Genomic DNA, 16,447 nt, shown 5'->3' with positions numbered 1-16,447 from the left:
CACTGTGTTGATAACGCAGGGGTCCCAGGTTCGAATCCTGGAATTCCCATATTTGGTATTTATTGCATAGGAGATATACCTGTTCCCATGTCGAACACAGAAGTCAAGTCCTTTTGCGCTGGAAGTACTTGGGGGTTGCCCCCTGGGAGATAAAGACGATGCCAAGTTTACATTGCGGATTAGCTCAGTTGGTAGTAGCGCATGACTGTTAATCATGATGTCGTCAGTTCGAGTCTGACATCCGCAGTAACTAAGTCACCTAAGGGTGACTTTTTTTTATTTTATAAATATCATCAATAAATCTTGGCACGCCTTTTTGTGTCAAGGTTTTTATTTACAGCTTTATTGGTAGCGGTTACAATATAATTATACTAGTTACTATGTAAAGGAGTCTGAAATGACTGATACTGTAAACTTAAAAGTACGAGTGCAAAAACTTGGTACCGCATTATCAAATATGGTAATGCCAAATATTCCTATTTTGATTGCCTGGGGGGTGTTGACGATGTTCTTCATTCCTGATGGTTTTACCCCTAATAAAACATTTGCAGCAATGGTTAGTCCGATGCTTGCTTTTCTTATTCCCCTAATGATTGGTTACACTGGTGGAAAAAATATTTATGAACATCGTGGAGGAGTGGTTGGTGCAATTGCGACTTTCGGTTCAATTATTGCCACAGCTAGTCTTTCTCTAGGAGGTCTAAACACTAAAGGAAACGTTCCTATGATTTTAGGTGCAATGATTTTGGGTCCTTTTGGTGCTTGGGTAATAAAAAAATTTGATGACTATGTTCAACCGCATATTAAAGCAGGTCTAGAAATGTTGATTAATAATTTCTCAGCTGGTTTAGTTGGATTTGGACTTGCACTTTTTGCTGTAAAAGTGGTTGGTCCACTTGTAGCTTGGTTAACCGACGTGATGGGACATGGGGTCGACTTTTTAATTGCTAATCATTTGATTCCCCTTGCTAATCTTTTTATTGAGCCAGCAAAAATATTATTTTTAAATAATGCAATCAATCAAGGGATTTTATCGCCATTGGGAATTCAGCAAGTTTCTGAAAATGGAAAATCACTTCTATTTTTATTAGAAGCGAATCCTGGACCAGGACTTGGAATTCTGATTGCTTTTATGCTTTTTGGTAAGGGTTCAGCTAAAGCGACGGCACCTGGTGCGATTTTGATTCAATTTGTCGGTGGTATACACGAAATCTATTTTCCTTATGTCATGATGAAACCTGCGCTCTTTTTTGCTGTGATGGCAGGTGGGGTATCAGGAACCTTGACAAATAATTTACTAGGCTCGGGTCTTGCGGCTCCTGCTTCTCCTGGTTCAATTATTGCAATCACAGGAATGGCATCAGCTAAATCAGCGGGTGGTTTTGTAAATGTCTTATGTGTCTGGTCAGGAATAGCTGTGGCAGCAATTGTTTCATTTCTAGTTGCATCTTTTATTTTAAAGCGAGATAAATCAATGATTGATGATTCTGCTTTTGAGAATGCAAAAGTAGGTGTAGCTGCAGATAAAGCTGTCAGTAAAGGACAAGTTTCTGTCAGCAATAATATTACTGACCAAGTCGATTTCTCTACGATTAATCATATTATTTTTGCTTGTGATGCAGGAATGGGTTCATCAGCAATGGGAGCCTCTATTTTGAGGAATAAAGCTAAGAAAGCAGGTTTGCTACAAGATGTTACTAATGTCGCTATAGCTAACTTAAAAGCAGGTTCTGACACAATTGTTGTGACACAAGATGAACTTGCTCCACGAGCTGCGATAATGGCTCCTGAAGCAATCAGATACTCAGTGGCTAATTTCCTCAATTCACCTCGCTATGATGAAATTATCAGTAGTTTATTGACTACTGATAATGATACAAATCAAACAATAATTACTGACAGACCTGTCAGTAAAAATGAGATAGACTTGAACCAAATTGATGAAGTTGTCTTTGCTCATGATGATTTACATATTGGTTCAAATACAATGGGCAAAGAAACATTAAAAGCAATATTCCAGATGCATGGTGTTAAAATTCCTATTTCTGATGTTGAATTTATTGGTTTAGGAGCATTTAATGCCAAAAATATCATGATTGTTTCAACAAAAGAATTTACGACAAGTGTAAAAAACGAAGCTCCAAATGCTCAACATCTTTTTGTTGAGTCATTAATTACTACTCCTGAATACATCAATATGGTGAAACGGATGAACAAATAAAATACTAGCTGTTAATTGGCAGTCTAGTTATGAGTAGAATTTTAAAAAAGGAATTTTTATGTTTTTAACAAGTCGTGAGCAAAAATTAATCCAGACATTTTTGAAACGTGGAAAGCTTACGATAGCAGAAATGATGGAAATTACAGATACAAGTCGCAGAACGCTTTATCGCGATTTGAACAATTTACAAAAGTCTTTACCAGAAAATATCAGTTTGGAAAATACTGATGAAGGCTATTTTTTGAAAGGGGATATCAATCAACTTACTCAAGCTCATGAATTAATAGACTATTCAATAAGTGAACGTTTGTATGGTGAGTTGCTTTTATTAATTGAAAATAAAGCATCTATCGCTTCTCTAACAGATTATTTTGGAATTAGTCAACCGACAGTAACTAGTGATTTGAAGCAAATTGAGCAAGCTCTGTTTGAAAATGAACTAGTACTAATCCGAGATCGTGGCTTAAAACTTAAAGGGGCAGAAGAAAATATTCGTCCAGTATTTGTGGCAGTGATTTATAATTCAGCAAGCATTCAGGAACTACTTCTTAATCAACTTTCTAACAATAAAATTTTAAGAATAATAGATTTAAATAAATTTAAGCAAGTTAATGAGGCTTTTAAACGTATAGATTTACCTGAAAAAATGACTGACAAAGTCAAAGTTTTAATGCAACTTTTTTGCTTAGTTGTTTTGCTGCGTTTGGATGAGGGGTATTCTGTCAGTAGTGAAACCCTGGGCAGACCAAGTAAGCAAGCCTTAAACTTTGTCAATAAGTTACTGACAGAGTTACCAGTAACAAAATTTGTTGTTTCTGAGATCACTTATCTTGCATCAGTTTATGATATTTTATATTTTGGCTTTGGAAGAGAGCTGCTATTTATGGAAAAATTTGATACCGATTTTTCTTATAAAATTCGCCAACTCATTGATAAAGTTTCAACAATTCTTGAGATAGAATTTGGGAAAGATGACCGTTTATATGGTTTACTATATGCTCATCTCAAAGAATCAGAGATGTTACCAGTCCTCTTTCCTAAAAAAGAAAATGATTTTATCAAAAAGATAAATAAAGATAATCCTGAAATTTATAAAACAGTCAAAGAATCATTAAGGGAGGTCTTTGATAAGAATTTTTCAGAAATGGAAATTGCTTTTATAAGTCTTCACTTTGTGGCGACTCTTGAACGCAGTGACCTAGTTTTACCTTTAAGTGCGGCACTTGTCAGCAGTCGTGGAAGAATTTCTTGCGAATTTATCATGAGTAATTTAAGAAAGAATTTTCCCTTCTTAAAAAAGATAGAACTTATTCAAAGTTCAATCCATATCACTCAGGAAAAATATGACGTCATTTTTACAACAGAGAAAGAGTTAGATTACCTCTACATCAATCCAATGCTAGATCAAAAGAATTTGGAAAATATTCGTCACCAGCTGAGGTTAATTCAACAAAAATCACGAGCACTTACCTCTGATTCAGAAAAAGAAAAGAATTTTTTAAATCTCAATGACTTATTTTCAATAGGCAATGAAATATTAAAATCTTTTGAAATCCTATCTCTTGAAAATAAGGCAGAATTACATGATACTGTAAAACAAATTATTCAGAGAGTAAACCCAGAGGATAGTGGAGAACTCGTTCATTTGGTGGAAGAAAGATTTAAAGAAACACATCTAGCAATTCCAGAAACAAAAATTGCTCTCTTTCACGCAGTTCATTCATCAATCTCAAGTCCAATGTTTAAAATCTTTGACTTAAGTCAACCAATTGAAGGAATAGCAATGGATCATCAGGCTATTCAAATTGGACGAGTTCTATTGTTATTAGCGCCTCCAGAAGTTCCAGAGTATGTTTCCTTTTTATTAGGTAAAATCTCAAGTTCAATTATTGAAAACAAGCTTTATACTAGGATATACGATTCCGGAAATTATGAAATTGTAAGTGAGTTACTAAGAGAGATAATTATCGAAGCTGTTAAACATTATGATGACTAGGTTTACATAAGTTGTAAACCTAGTAAACCAAGAAAGGTAATTTTAAAAATGGAAATTCAAAAAAGTCTGATTAAAATTAATCAAAACTTTTCAAATAAAGAAGAGGCCATAAAATATTGTGGAAGTTTGTTGGTTGATGGAGGTTATGTCAAACCTAACTATATCTCAGCGATGATTGAACGAGATAGAGAATTGTCAGTCTATATGGGAAACTTTATTGCAATTCCTCATGGAACTGATGAATCAAAAAAAGAAGTTTTAAAAACAGGAGTAGCCATTGTTCAAGTTCCTCGTGGTGTAAACTTTGGAACAGTAGAAAATCCTAAGATAGCAACAATGCTATTTGGAATTGCGGGGATTAAAGAGGAGCATCTTGAGCTGATTCAAAAGATTTCAATTTTTTGCGCGGACGTTGACAATGTTGTAAAACTTGCTGATGCTCAAACAATCGAAGAAATTGCAAAATACTTTGAAAATTAATTAAAAAATGGCACAGCTTTTAGTGCCATTTTTTATATTTACCAGCATAATGTAAAAGCTTACAATTGCTTATATAGAGGGATTTTAGAGGATTCTATTTGAACTTTTACTTTCTAAATAAAGGAGCAGTAAGTAAGATGAAAAAAGCAGTACATTTTGGTGCAGGAAATATTGGACGTGGTTTCATAGGTGAAATTTTGAGTAAAAATGGATTTGATATTCACTTTGTTGACACAAATAAATCTATAATTGACGAACTTAATAATCGGCATTCCTATGAAATTGGGATTGCAAGTAGTGAACATGAAAAAATTTCTGTAAAAGCTGTCTCTGGTATTAACAATAGTGAGAATCCTGAGGCAGTCATTGAAGCAATTGCAAAAGCTGATATTCTAACAACAGCGATTGGTCCTAATGTCTTGCCTTATATTGCTGAGCTTATTGCAAAAGGACTTCAGAAACGTAAGGAAGAAAAGGTTCAGAGCCCGTTAGATATTATTGCCTGTGAGAATATGATAGGGGGCTCTGAATTTTTGGAAGAAAAAGTGTCCGATTATCTGTCGGAATCTGATAAACTTTATCTTTCTAAATTTATTGGTTTTCCTAATGCTGCAGTTGACCGTATTGTTCCTGCTCAAAAACATAAAGATGTTCTCTATGTTGAGGTAGAGCCTTTTAGTGAGTGGGTAATAGATGCAAGTCATTTAAAAAATAAAGAAATCAAACTTGAAGGAGTTCATTATACAACTGACCTCGAACCATTTATTGAGCGTAAACTTTTTTCTGTAAACTCAGGACATGCTGCAGTTGCCTATTCTAGCGCATATAAAGGTTATAAAACAATATTAGAAGGTTTACAGGATGAAGAAATTTTGAATATCCTAAAAGCAGTTCAAAAAGAAACACGCGCTTTACTTTTAGCAAAATGGGCTCAATATTTTAAGCAAGATGAGTTAATTAAATATCATGAACTAATCATTTCTCGCTTTTCTAATCCAGAAATTATTGATGAAGTGTCACGCGTGGCAAGAACACCTATCCGGAAATTAGGATATGATGAACGTTTTATTCGTCCAATAAGAGAATTAAACGATCGTAAGCTTTCTTATCAAAATCATCTAGATATTGTTGGAAAAATTTTTGCTTACCATGATGAAAATGATGCTCAAGCCATTCAACTCCAAGAAAAACTAAAAATAACAGAACTCCCAATGCTCATTGAAGAAGTGACTGGTCTAAGCAATCAAAAGTTGATTTTGGAAATCGAAAAGGTTATTAATCACTATAAAAAATAAAATTTGGGAGAGATGATGATTTTTTATTAATACAATTTATGATTCAAAATTTAACCGCTTTCTATTGAAAAAAAAGATAAAAAGTGTTACTATAGAATCATAGAAAAAGCACTGGAATGTGCGAGCTCTTTCATTTTTTTGACCGACTATATTTGTATTGCATAGGGGTTCATGAGACATTCGGTAGCGTAATACCTCGAACGAAAGTAGGGGAAGCTGATGCGAAGCGAGAACACCCACCTGGCGTTTTAGCGGGTTCAATACACGGAAGAGCATACGGCATTCAATCAGTGTTTTTTTGTGTATCAAAAATTAGACAAATCAATAATAAATCTGGGGCTACGGGACTATATATTTAAATAGAACGGCTTTAGAGCTTTAGATTTGTTTTTGCATTCATTTGTTAACAATTTTTGTTAATTTATTCGTTGGATAATTTTTGTAGAATAAAGATACCTCAAATGTGTAGACCTTACACGAATAATAAAAGGTCAGTCTAACTTTGTTTGTACCTAGATATGTACTTCAAACTATCTTTCGATTTTGAAAGCCCATAGTTTAACTTCTATGAGTTTTTTGTTTGTAAAAGGATATGAATCTAAAAGGAGTAAAGATTTATGCTGATTAGAAATTATGAAACAAAAGATTTAGATGAAGTTATTAATCTGTTTAAAAACACTATTTTTGAAGTAAATATTTCTGATTATACTTTGGAACAGATTAAAGCTTGGGTTGACGTTGACACAAAGTTATTTGATGATAATCTTGGCAAAACCTACGCCAGAGTCATTTCTAATCATGAGCAGATAGTAGGATTTGGTAACATTGATGATAAAGGATATATTGATTTATTTTATGTCAGTGCAGATTATCAAAGGCAGGGAGTAGGGCAAAAACTTCTAAATGATTTAGAAAAAAGCTCGAATTATACTAGCTTTATGGTTAATTCATCTATTACTGCTAAGCCCTTCTTTGAAAAAATGGGCTATAAAGAAACAAAAAAGAACTGTGTACACTTGCGAGGGCAAGATTTTGTTAATTTTACTTTAAAAAAAGTTGTTGAATAAAGTTGATTTTATTTAACAACTTAAAATAACGTGCAGGTACTGAGCCACGTAAAAAGCTGATAGGAGTATTGTTATTATGACAACGAAAACAGTTAACAAACATTTGTTTGTATGGTTAGGAAGTTTTCTATTTGGGGGATTTGGGGTTGACCGTTTTATGCGAGGACAAATTGGAGTGGGAATTTGTAAATTGTTATTCAACTGGGCTACTTTTGGAATTTGGTCTTTTGTTGATTGGATTGTAGCCTTGGTCAAGGCTTATAGTACTTACAACGATACTGAAGATATTACATTTATTAATGGTGGATATTCTAGATAAAAGCTCATCTATTTGAGTTCTTTCTCAAATTTCTTTTAGGAGTTTATAAATAAAAAATAGACCAATTATTGGCCTATTTTTTATTTATTTTTATCAACTAAATCTAAAAGGAATTCATTGACACTTGGGTAAATGGCTTCTTCACCAACCATGCTAATAAGTCCAGTTCTCTTAAATGATTCTTTTAATTTAGGATTCATTGAGGCGAAGACGATTTGGCGTTCTTCCTTATGAAAAATACTGTAAATATCAATCAATAGTTTTATAGAAGTGACGTCAATCATTGGTACACCTCTTAGAGAAAGAACAACATTAGTATTTGCTGGAAGTTCATCAATTGCTTGTTTTAACTTGCTACTATTTAAAAAGAAGAGCGGGCCAGAAATATAAATAACTGTCCAGTCAGTAAATACTTCATGATGATTTTGACTGATTCGTTCGGGTTCAATTTGTGAACTATTAATCTCAATTTGGGAAATTTTTACGATAAAGAGTAAGAAACCAACAATGATTCCTGCTAATATTGCAGTACTTAAATCGAAAATAACAGTGATAATCATCGTTACAAAAAATTCGATGATTCCACTTTTTAATTTATTTTTGAATAAGAAACGAATGGCTTCCCACTCGTTCATTCTTACGGCGGTCATGATAAGAACACCAGCAAGGGCACTTAGTGGAATATGAGTCATAAATGGTGCAAATAGAAACATTGAGAGAAGAAGAATAAGGGCGTGAATAACACCAGTTAAGCGAGTTTGAGCACCTGCTTTTATAGCTACACTTGTTCGAGCAATTGCGGCTGTTGCTGGAATTCCTCCGAAAAAGGGAATGAAAATATTTCCGATTCCTTGAGCAACGAGTTCTTGGTTATTGTCCATTGGGTGATTGGTTGCACGGCCTGCTGAGGCACCACAAAGGAGACTTTCGGTCATTCCAAGTACGGTAATGCTTATGGCTGGGATAAGTAGAGTTTTCATGTCTTGAAGATTCAATTCAGTCAAACGTAGATGAGCTTGGGGAATAAGGGTGGTTGGAATTTTTCCTACTAAAGGAATATCTAGTTTTAGAGCAAGGACTGCTAAAGTTGACAGAAGGATAGCCAACAACGAAGCTGGGAATTTTTTACCCCATGATTTAGGATAGAAAATCATTAATAAGATTGTTAAAAGTCCAATAATTGTTGAAGGATAATCAATGTGTAAGCCAGAGATAAATTTCATTAAATCAAAAAAAGAACCTGTAAAATGTTCTATTCCGAAAAAGTTTTTAATTTGTCCGCTGGCAATGATGATGGCAATACCAGAAGTAAAACCTGTTATTACTGGTGAGGGAATAAGTGAAATTAAATTTCCTAAACGGAAAATACCAGCGAGTAATAGAAAGATTCCTGCCATAAAAGTAGCAATAAATATTCCATTCATTCCGTATTTACCAATGAGTGAAATTAAAATAGCCGCCATTGCTCCTGTTGGACCAGAAATTTGATAGAAAGCTCCAGAAAGTGAGCTAATAATTATACCTGCAACAATGGCTGTTATAAGTCCGGCTGCGGCTGTTGTACCACTTGATACACCGAAGGCAAGGGCTAGAGGGAGGGCAACGGCGGCTACAGTAATTCCTGCCATCAAATCTTGTAAGAATTTTCGTCGGTTGTAGTCTTTGAATTCTGAGTTAATAATACCTAAAAATTGTTTAATCATAATAATTCCTTTAATTTTTTATCACAATATTCTATGATAACAGAGATGAGTAATCATATCAAATAATTATCGGACTCGAAATGAAATCAAGATTAGGTAAATTTCTTGTAATTAAAAAACTAGAAAATAAATTTATTACTAATATCTAATGAAAAATAGAAGAATAACTGCTAAAATGATGATAGAGATTTTATTAGGAGAGGAAGATAATGATAATTAAAACAATAAATTTGGAAAACTATAATGAAGTTACTGAACTTATTCGTGAATCTTTTAGTCAGTCAGAACATGGTTATGGTAATGAGGCTGAACTTGTTGATAAAATTCGTAATGAAGAAGGTTATATCAAAGATTTGGAAATTGTTGCTTTTGAAGATGGTAAAATCGTTGGTCACGGTCTTTTGAGTGAGGTAGAGATAGTAAGTGACTCACAAAAATTCAAAGGTTTGGTCTTAGCTCCTCTTGATGTTTTAACTACTTACCAAGGTAAAGGAATTGGGGCAGCAGTATTATTGGAACTTGAAAAAAGAGCAAAAATTTTGGATTATCCGTTTATTAGTATTTTAGGTCATGAAACTTATTATCCTAAGTTTGGTTATGTACCAGCAAGCCAATATCAAATCAAAGCACCTTTTGAAGTTCCTGATGAGAACTTTATGATTAAAGAATTAACTGACGGTGGCTTAGAAGGAAAATCAGGAGTAATTCACTACTCAGAAGCCTTTAACTAAGTAACAATTTTGTTTAAAACTCTTTGTTAGTAACTCTATATTTAAGACTTAAATAATAAAAATTCTTGCATTTTGGTCTATAAATCGGTATAATAAGCTAGTAAGTTGGCCCGGTAGCTCAGTTGGCTTGAAGCACTGCTTCAAGGTTGCGGATAGAAAAATTGCGAAGCAATTTATCATTACTACCACAGAATTTTAGAATTCTAGAAGTGGTCACAAAATATTCAACTTTTTATAAGTTGGCCCGGTAGCTCAGTTGGTAGAGCAGTAGACTCTTAATCTATGGGTCCAGGGTTCGAGCCCCTGCCGAGCCATAAATAGTAAAAGCACTCTAAATTTTTAAAAGTTTAGAGTGCTTTTTTTACTGACAGAAATCTGTCAGTAAAGTAAATAGTCTGAAAATAGTGTATAATATTGTCAAAAGATTTCTGTCAGTAGAACAGGATGTAAGTAGAGGATGTTTTATGGATTTATTAAAAAAATTTAACCCTAATTTAGATAAAATTGAAATTTCATTGATCCGTCAGTTTGACCAACAGGTTTCATCTATTCCTGATATTATTAAGTTGACTTTGGGAGAACCTGATTTTTATACGCCTGAGCATGTTAAACAAGCAGGGATTGCGGCGATTGAAAATAATCAAAGTCATTATACTGGAATGGCTGGTTTACTAGAACTACGTCAGGCAGCTAGTGAATTTATGAATAAAAAATATGATTTATCTTATGCAGCAGAAGATGAAATTTTAGTTACTGTTGGAGTAACGGAAGCCATTTCTAGTGTTTTGTTATCAATTTTGGTTGCTGGTGATGAAGTTTTGATTCCCGCGCCTGCATATCCTGGTTATGAGCCATTAATTACGCTTGCTGGCGGTTCTTTGGTTGAAATTGATACAAGAGCTAATGGTTTTGTTCTTACGCCTGAGATGCTTGAACAAGCGATTGTCGAGCGTGAGGGAAAAGTTAAGGCCGTTATTTTGAATTATCCAGCAAATCCTACAGGGGTAACTTATAATCGGGGGCAAATTAAGGCTTTAGCTGAAGTTTTGAAAAAGCATGAAGTATTTGTGATTGCTGATGAAGTTTATTCTGAACTAAATTATACTGACCAACCGCATGTGTCAATTGCTGAATATGCACCTGAGCAAACAATCGTACTTAATGGTTTATCAAAATCGCATGCGATGACTGGTTGGCGGATTGGATTAATCTTTGCAGCGCGTGAATTAGTGGCACAGATTATTAAGACTCACCAATATTTGGTGACTTCGGCTTCAACTCAGTCACAGTTTGCAGCGATTGAAGCTTTGAAAAATGGTGCTGATGATGCTCTTCCGATGAAAAAAGAATATCTTAAACGTCGTGATTATATTATTGAAAAGATGTCAGACCTTGGTTTCAAAATTATTGAACCAGATGGAGCTTTCTACATTTTTGCAAAAATTCCAGCTGATTTAGAACAAGATTCATTCAAATTTGCTGTGGATTTTGCAAAAGAAAATGCAGTTGCCATTATTCCTGGTATCGCTTTTGGTCAGTACGGTGAGGGATTCGTCCGCTTATCTTATGCGGCTTCAATGGATGTGATTGAGCAAGCAATGGCAAGATTGACGGATTATGTGACTAAAAAACGCGGTTGAGCAATCGGTCAGTAAAATTAAAAATCATTGATAACAGTTAGAAGAGTTGTCAGTGATTTTTTTGATATAATGAAATAAAATATCGAAAGGAGAAAATCATGCGTGATGCCGAAACTCAAGGTCTAGTGCTTTACAGTCGTAATTACAAAGAAAAAGATAAATTGGTCAAGATTTTTACAGAGTCTTTTGGTAAACGGATGTTTTTTGTCAAAAATTTTGGAAAATCGCCTTATGCTAGTTCCTTACAAGCTTTTACTGATGGAAAATTGACGGCAACGATTAATGACGGGGGATTTTCTTTTATCGAGGATGTCAGTGAAGTGGTCGTTTATAAAAATATTAGTTCAGATATTTTCATCAATGCTCATGCTTCTTATATCATAAGTTTGGCTGATGCGGCCATTTCTGATAATCAATACGACCCAGGGCTTTATGGATTTCTAAAGCGAAGTTTAGAGCTTTTAGATCAAGGATTTGATATGGAAGTCGTGACTAACATTTTTGAATTACAAGTTCTTCATCGTTTTGGGATTTCTTTGAACTTCTCAGAATGTGCATTTTGTCATAAAACCGTTGGACCCTTTGATTTTTCTTATAAATTTAGTGGCTGCCTTTGTCCCCAACATTTTGATGAAGATTTACGACGGAGTCATCTTGACCCAAATGTGATTTATTTGGTCAATCTTTTTCAAGAAATATCTTTAGATGAACTCAAAAAAATCTCGATAAAAGCAGATATGAAACTAAAAATTCGTCAATTTATTGATGGGCTTTATGATGAATATGTCGGAATTCATCTCAAATCCAAAAAATTCTTGGACGGAATGTCTGGTTGGGCAGATATTATGAAATAAATCTGTGGATAAGTCGCTAGAAGTTCTGTCAGTAAATTTATCCACAGTGGAAAACTTAAAATTACTGACAGAAACCTCTAAATATTTCTGTCAGTAAAAAATGAGGATAATTTATGGACTCAAAATCATGGGGAAGAGTTTTTCGTGAAATTCGCGAAATGAAAAATTTGTCATTAGCCAAAGTTGCAGGAGATTATGAGAATTCACCAAATTTTATTACTTCAAAGCAACAAGTTTCACGTTTTGAACTTGGTAAATCTGATATCACACTTACAAAAATTTATGAGTTAGTTGAAAATATGGGACTTTCTTTTGAAGAATATCTTTATCATGTCAGAAATTATGAGCTTCCGAGTGGACGAGCACTTTTTGAAGAACTTGGACGATTACAAGAGCTTGGTAATTTCTCTGAAATTGAAAATGTTTATCAGAAATTACAGATGAGATTTATAGAGAGTCAAAATAGAATAGATTATTGGAATGCTTTAGAATACAAGTCATTTTTGGCACAAAAAAACTATAAATCTTATCAGATAAGTGAAGAGGAAATTCAAGAAATTAGTGATGAGCTATTTTCCATATTGGAATGGGGCGAGGCTGAACTCTTTTTATTTAGCGAATTTATTTATTTTTTACCTGAAACTCTTGTTTTTGAGTTTTCAAAAGAGCTGATTAAACGGACAAAGTTTTATCGAAAAATACCAGAAAATAAAGCTCAAGTCATCCTCGTTATTCGAGATTGTACCAATTATTTCATTGAAAAATCTCAGGTGGAGCAAGCTGAAGTACTTCTAAATAGTTATGAAAAATTGATTGAAAGTCCGATTGTTGACGTTTATTCTCGTAAAGAGTATCTATTTGTTGAAGGAAATTATCAATTTTTGATTGGTAACATAGAAAAAGGAAATCAGATTTTTGAAAATTTAGCCATTATGTATGAAAAATTAGGTTATGACAAAGCGGCAAGTTATATGAAAGAAAAACGTCACAAATAAGTGACGTTTTTTGATTTTGAAAATGGAGTGGTAGAATGGATTTGTGATTAGAAATAGAATTTTAATTTCAACTCATAATAGAATATTTGGAGGATTTTCATCATGAAAATTACAATCAAAAGGAACAAAAAAGCAGAAGATGTACGTGCGCACACAATTAACAATTGCAATAGTTGTTAAAATGTGAAAATTCGTCTTTTAAAGGCGAATTTTTTAATAAGGAGAGAAATGATGAGAAAGTTAAATCAGTTTGTAAAGCAAGTAGAAAATGCTGAGAATATTATTCTATATAATTTTTATAATGGAAAATCAATAAAATATTCCAAAGTTAATTTTCCCACGACTGAAAGTTTTATAGCAAATGATGATATTTATGAATTACTAAAATCTGAAGAATTTTTACTTGAAAACTTTAAAAATCCTTATCAAGAATTAGAACGAACCCTTCAACTGATTCTATTAGTTCATGAAGATTGTAATTTTAGATGCACTTATTGTTATGAGAAATTTGAAAAAAGGGCAATGTCATTAGAAACGGCTAATGATATTATTAAATATATAAATAATGAAATCAAAAATAATAGAAGTAAATATGATAAGATTCAACTTTCATGGTTTGGTGGAGAACCTTTATTAAATCTAAAAATTATTGAATATATAAGCTCTTCAGTAATAGAAATTGCACGAAAGAATAAGATTGAATATAGTGCTGATATGACTACGAATGGCTACCTTTTAAATCCAAGAGTTTTTCAAAAATTGGTGAATTTGAAAGTTAAAAGTTTTCAAATCACAGTAGATGGTGGACAAAAATATCATGATAAACAAAGAATACTAAAAAATGGTCATGGAACTTATGAAAGAATTATCAGTAATTTATTATTAATACAAGAAATGATTCCATCTGATATCTTTATTATGTTAAGAACGAATGTTGGAGAAGAAAATTATAAGTTCATGGAGGAGTATATCCATGAATCAATCATAAATTTTGGAAAGTGTGAAAATATTTTGTTCGCCTTTCATAATATTGGTAATTGGGGAGAAAGAAATTCAAAAATTATTGAGAAAGATGTTCGTTTTGAACTGGCTAGTAAAGTTATTGAGCAAGGAGGGCACACGGTTCCGTTTATTTGGTCTATGACCGCTTCCAATTTATGCTATGCTTCAATAAAAAATCACTATGTCATAGGGTCAGATGGATTAGTTTATAAATGTACAGTAGCACTTTATCAAGCTAATAATATTTTAGGTAGAATCGGTAGGGGCGGAAAACTATTAATTAGCGAAAATAAAGAGTCACTTTGGGTAAATTCTACTGAAACTGAAGAATGTAAAAGCTGCTCGGTATTACCTATCTGTATGAATAATCGTTGTCCCTTGAAAAGATTAAATGCTGATAGCTTACAGTACTTTATTTCCTCAAAAGATAAGACTTCTGATATGATTTTAATGTTAGAAAAGCAAAATTTGATTACTTATGAGATTGGAATTGAGGTTTAAAATATGCTCACTTACATTAAAAAAAACAAATTTCAGAATATCATTCTACTTCTCATAATTATCACTAATATGGCTTTATATGTTTATGGGAACTATCTTAAAGTCAATTTGGTTAATGCTCTGATGAAATCAAATATTTCCAAAGGACTCTTTTGGTTTCTTCTTAGCTTAATTATTTTTCTAATCATGATGATTATTAGAAAAATAGAAGTGGTTCAGACAGAAAAAACAACACAAACCCAGTTAAATTTAATCCGTAAAGATATTTTAAAAAATTTGACTTCACTTACTTATCAGGAATTTTCTAAAGAGAGCAAGGATCAATACAATTCGTGGTTAAATAATGATGCAATACTCTTAGACACAGATGGTTATAAAGAAATATATTTCATGATAGAAAATATTTTTCTGGTGCTTTTCTCAAGTTTTGCCTTATTTACTTTTCATTGGATTCTTTTTGCGACAACCCTTGGCTTAGCTCTTATTTTATTGATTCTTCCAAAGTTATTTCAAAAGAAAATGGTCAAAGCGACCCAAGAGGTGTCAAATAGTGCCGAAAAAGCATTAAAAGAAAGTAATGACAAACTCAAAGGGTATGAAGTAATTTATCACAATCGGCAGTTTGATTTTTTTACTTCTCGCTTGCTTCAAGTTTATGAGCAACTAAAAGCGGTAAAAATAAGCAAAGCAAAGTTAGTCTCGACAGCAATGATGTGTACAGTTGGCCTGAGTTTTCTTTCACAGTCCGTAATTTTGGGGGTCAATGCACTTTTAGCTTTTCAGCATATTGTCCTTTTAGGGACATTATTAGTTTCAGGAAATTTTGCTGGAAATATTTTTAATGGACTGAATACCATTGCTGATTGCTTCACTATTGCTTTAGGAACTGATAAATTACTGACGAAATATCCGAAAGTATCAAATCAAAGAGAAAGCAAGTCTGTCAGTACTTTTGAGAAGAAATTATCTTTTGAAAATATTTCGATTAAATTAGGAGATAAGAAAATTACTTATCCAAATTTTGAAATTAAAAAAGGGAAAAAGTACGCAATAGTTGGTGAGAGTGGGTCAGGAAAAACAACATTAATTCAATTGCTCAATGGAGATTTAGAAGATTATCAAGGGACTATTAAGCTGGATGGTTTAGATTACAAAATTATTGATAAAGGGAAGCTACAATCTATCATTGCAACGATTAGCCAATTTCCCTATCTTTTTAATGACAGCTTAAAAGAAAATTTAAAAATGAATCGAGAAATTACTGACGAAAAATTAGAAAAAGTGTTGAAAGAAGTCAAAGCAGAGGACTTTTTAAAAGGCAAGCTGACCAATAAATTTGATAATAATTTATCAGGAGGACAACAGCAAAGAGTGGCTATTGCTCGGGAATTATTAGGAGAAAAACCAATTTTAATTATGGATGAAAGTACGGCTAGCCTTGACAAGTTGACAGCTCTAGCTGTTGAACAAAGTATATTACAAAATCCAAGTTTGACAGTAATTATGATTACTCACCATTTTTATGCTGAAACTCGTCCTTATTTTGATGAAGTCATAGAATTATAAAAATTTACTGACAGATTTTCCGTTAGTAAATTTATCCATAGAAAAAATCACTGACAAATCCGTCAGTGATTTTTAAT

The 16,447-nt window shown here is 33.0% G+C and carries 13 protein-coding genes, 2 tRNA genes, 1 rRNA gene and 1 other RNA gene; 16 read left to right on the top strand and 1 reads right to left on the bottom strand.

The annotated features are described in order from the left end of the window. The first annotated feature begins 51 nt into the window (after positions 1 to 51). From rrf to IAE52_RS09845, 9 genes are all read left to right on the top strand, one after another. Positions 52 to 167, top strand: a 5S ribosomal RNA gene (gene rrf, locus IAE52_RS09885). A 6-nt stretch (positions 168 to 173) separates the two neighbouring features. Beyond that, positions 174 to 247, top strand: a tRNA-Asn gene (locus IAE52_RS09880). A gap of 150 nt (positions 248 to 397) precedes the next feature. After that, positions 398 to 2,221, top strand: coding sequence for a PTS transporter subunit EIIC (locus IAE52_RS09875; protein WP_058202945.1), 1,824 nt, complete (start codon positions 398 to 400; stop codon positions 2,219 to 2,221). Positions 2,222 to 2,279: 58 nt separating this feature from the next. Beyond that, positions 2,280 to 4,217, top strand: coding sequence for a transcription antiterminator (locus IAE52_RS09870; protein ID WP_109990571.1), 1,938 nt, complete (start codon positions 2,280 to 2,282; stop codon positions 4,215 to 4,217). Between the two features lie 48 nt (positions 4,218 to 4,265). Next, positions 4,266 to 4,697 (top strand): PTS sugar transporter subunit IIA, encoded by a 432-nt coding sequence (locus tag IAE52_RS09865; RefSeq protein ID WP_003132182.1) that lies wholly within the window; start codon positions 4,266 to 4,268, stop codon positions 4,695 to 4,697. A 137-nt stretch (positions 4,698 to 4,834) separates the two neighbouring features. Further along, complete coding sequence (locus tag IAE52_RS09860) at positions 4,835 to 5,992, top strand: mannitol-1-phosphate 5-dehydrogenase (RefSeq protein ID WP_003132184.1); 1,158 nt, start codon at positions 4,835 to 4,837, stop codon at positions 5,990 to 5,992. 105 nt (positions 5,993 to 6,097) lie between these two features. After that, a non-coding RNA gene (gene ssrS / locus IAE52_RS09855) (6S RNA) lies at positions 6,098 to 6,290 on the top strand. Between the two features lie 319 nt (positions 6,291 to 6,609). Then, on the top strand, positions 6,610 to 7,059 hold the full coding sequence (locus IAE52_RS09850) for a GNAT family N-acetyltransferase (RefSeq protein WP_047205962.1): 450 nt from the start codon (positions 6,610 to 6,612) through the stop codon (positions 7,057 to 7,059). Between the two features lie 76 nt (positions 7,060 to 7,135). Beyond that, positions 7,136 to 7,378, top strand: coding sequence for a TM2 domain-containing protein (locus IAE52_RS09845; RefSeq protein WP_012896919.1), 243 nt, complete (start codon positions 7,136 to 7,138; stop codon positions 7,376 to 7,378). Positions 7,379 to 7,458: 80 nt separating this feature from the next. Here the strand turns inward: IAE52_RS09845 and IAE52_RS09840 are convergent, their stop codons facing one another. Beyond that, entirely contained in the window at positions 7,459 to 9,081 is a 1,623-nt protein-coding gene (locus IAE52_RS09840; RefSeq protein WP_033900575.1) for a SulP family inorganic anion transporter, read from the bottom strand. Between the two features lie 209 nt (positions 9,082 to 9,290). Here IAE52_RS09840 and IAE52_RS09835 point away from each other — a divergent pair, with 209 nt between their 5' ends. From IAE52_RS09835 to IAE52_RS09805, 7 genes are all read left to right on the top strand, one after another. Further along, entirely contained in the window at positions 9,291 to 9,812 is a 522-nt protein-coding gene (locus IAE52_RS09835) for a GNAT family N-acetyltransferase (RefSeq protein ID WP_033900573.1), read from the top strand. A gap of 241 nt (positions 9,813 to 10,053) precedes the next feature. After that, a tRNA-Lys gene (locus tag IAE52_RS09830) sits at positions 10,054 to 10,126 on the top strand. 150 nt (positions 10,127 to 10,276) lie between these two features. After that, entirely contained in the window at positions 10,277 to 11,452 is a 1,176-nt protein-coding gene (locus tag IAE52_RS09825; protein WP_109990572.1) for a pyridoxal phosphate-dependent aminotransferase, read from the top strand. Between the two features lie 98 nt (positions 11,453 to 11,550). Then, positions 11,551 to 12,306 carry a DNA repair protein RecO gene (gene recO, locus IAE52_RS09820; RefSeq protein WP_003132217.1) on the top strand — a complete coding sequence of 252 codons (756 nt, stop codon included), beginning with the start codon at positions 11,551 to 11,553 and terminating at the stop codon, positions 12,304 to 12,306. A 113-nt stretch (positions 12,307 to 12,419) separates the two neighbouring features. Further along, entirely contained in the window at positions 12,420 to 13,301 is an 882-nt protein-coding gene (locus IAE52_RS09815; RefSeq protein WP_109990573.1) for an Rgg/GadR/MutR family transcriptional regulator, read from the top strand. Between the two features lie 228 nt (positions 13,302 to 13,529). Beyond that, entirely contained in the window at positions 13,530 to 14,804 is a 1,275-nt protein-coding gene (locus tag IAE52_RS09810; RefSeq protein WP_233610986.1) for a radical SAM/SPASM domain-containing protein, read from the top strand. A 3-nt stretch (positions 14,805 to 14,807) separates the two neighbouring features. Next, a complete protein-coding gene (locus IAE52_RS09805) occupies positions 14,808 to 16,370 on the top strand; it encodes an ABC transporter ATP-binding protein (RefSeq protein ID WP_058212287.1) in 1,563 nt (520 codons plus the stop codon). Positions 16,371 to 16,447 lie beyond the last annotated feature (77 nt).

Origin of the sequence: Lactococcus sp. S47, from assembly GCF_016517475.1 — a bacterium.
GTDB classification, from domain to species: Bacteria; Bacillota; Bacilli; order Lactobacillales; family Streptococcaceae; genus Lactococcus; species Lactococcus lactis.
Note: the sequence above shows the minus strand (reverse complement) of the source record. Positions and strands in the feature narration are given on the sequence as shown.

Excerpts from the sequence above, each read along its gene's own strand:
- IAE52_RS09875 (WP_058202945.1), top strand. The coding sequence starts at position 398 with ATGACTGATACTGTAAACTTAAAAGTACGAGTGCAAAAACTTGGTACC.
- IAE52_RS09870 (WP_109990571.1), top strand. The coding sequence starts at position 2,280 with ATGTTTTTAACAAGTCGTGAGCAAAAATTAATCCAGACATTTTTGAAA.
- IAE52_RS09865 (WP_003132182.1), top strand. The coding sequence starts at position 4,266 with ATGGAAATTCAAAAAAGTCTGATTAAAATTAATCAAAACTTTTCAAAT.
- IAE52_RS09860 (WP_003132184.1), top strand. The coding sequence starts at position 4,835 with ATGAAAAAAGCAGTACATTTTGGTGCAGGAAATATTGGACGTGGTTTC.
- IAE52_RS09850 (WP_047205962.1), top strand. The coding sequence starts at position 6,610 with ATGCTGATTAGAAATTATGAAACAAAAGATTTAGATGAAGTTATTAAT.
- IAE52_RS09845 (WP_012896919.1), top strand. The coding sequence starts at position 7,136 with ATGACAACGAAAACAGTTAACAAACATTTGTTTGTATGGTTAGGAAGT.
- IAE52_RS09840 (WP_033900575.1), bottom strand. The coding sequence starts at position 9,081 with ATGATTAAACAATTTTTAGGTATTATTAACTCAGAATTCAAAGACTAC.
- IAE52_RS09835 (WP_033900573.1), top strand. The coding sequence starts at position 9,291 with ATGATAATTAAAACAATAAATTTGGAAAACTATAATGAAGTTACTGAA.
- IAE52_RS09825 (WP_109990572.1), top strand. The coding sequence starts at position 10,277 with ATGGATTTATTAAAAAAATTTAACCCTAATTTAGATAAAATTGAAATT.
- recO (WP_003132217.1), top strand. The coding sequence starts at position 11,551 with ATGCGTGATGCCGAAACTCAAGGTCTAGTGCTTTACAGTCGTAATTAC.
- IAE52_RS09815 (WP_109990573.1), top strand. The coding sequence starts at position 12,420 with ATGGACTCAAAATCATGGGGAAGAGTTTTTCGTGAAATTCGCGAAATG.
- IAE52_RS09810 (WP_233610986.1), top strand. The coding sequence starts at position 13,530 with ATGATGAGAAAGTTAAATCAGTTTGTAAAGCAAGTAGAAAATGCTGAG.
- IAE52_RS09805 (WP_058212287.1), top strand. The coding sequence starts at position 14,808 with ATGCTCACTTACATTAAAAAAAACAAATTTCAGAATATCATTCTACTT.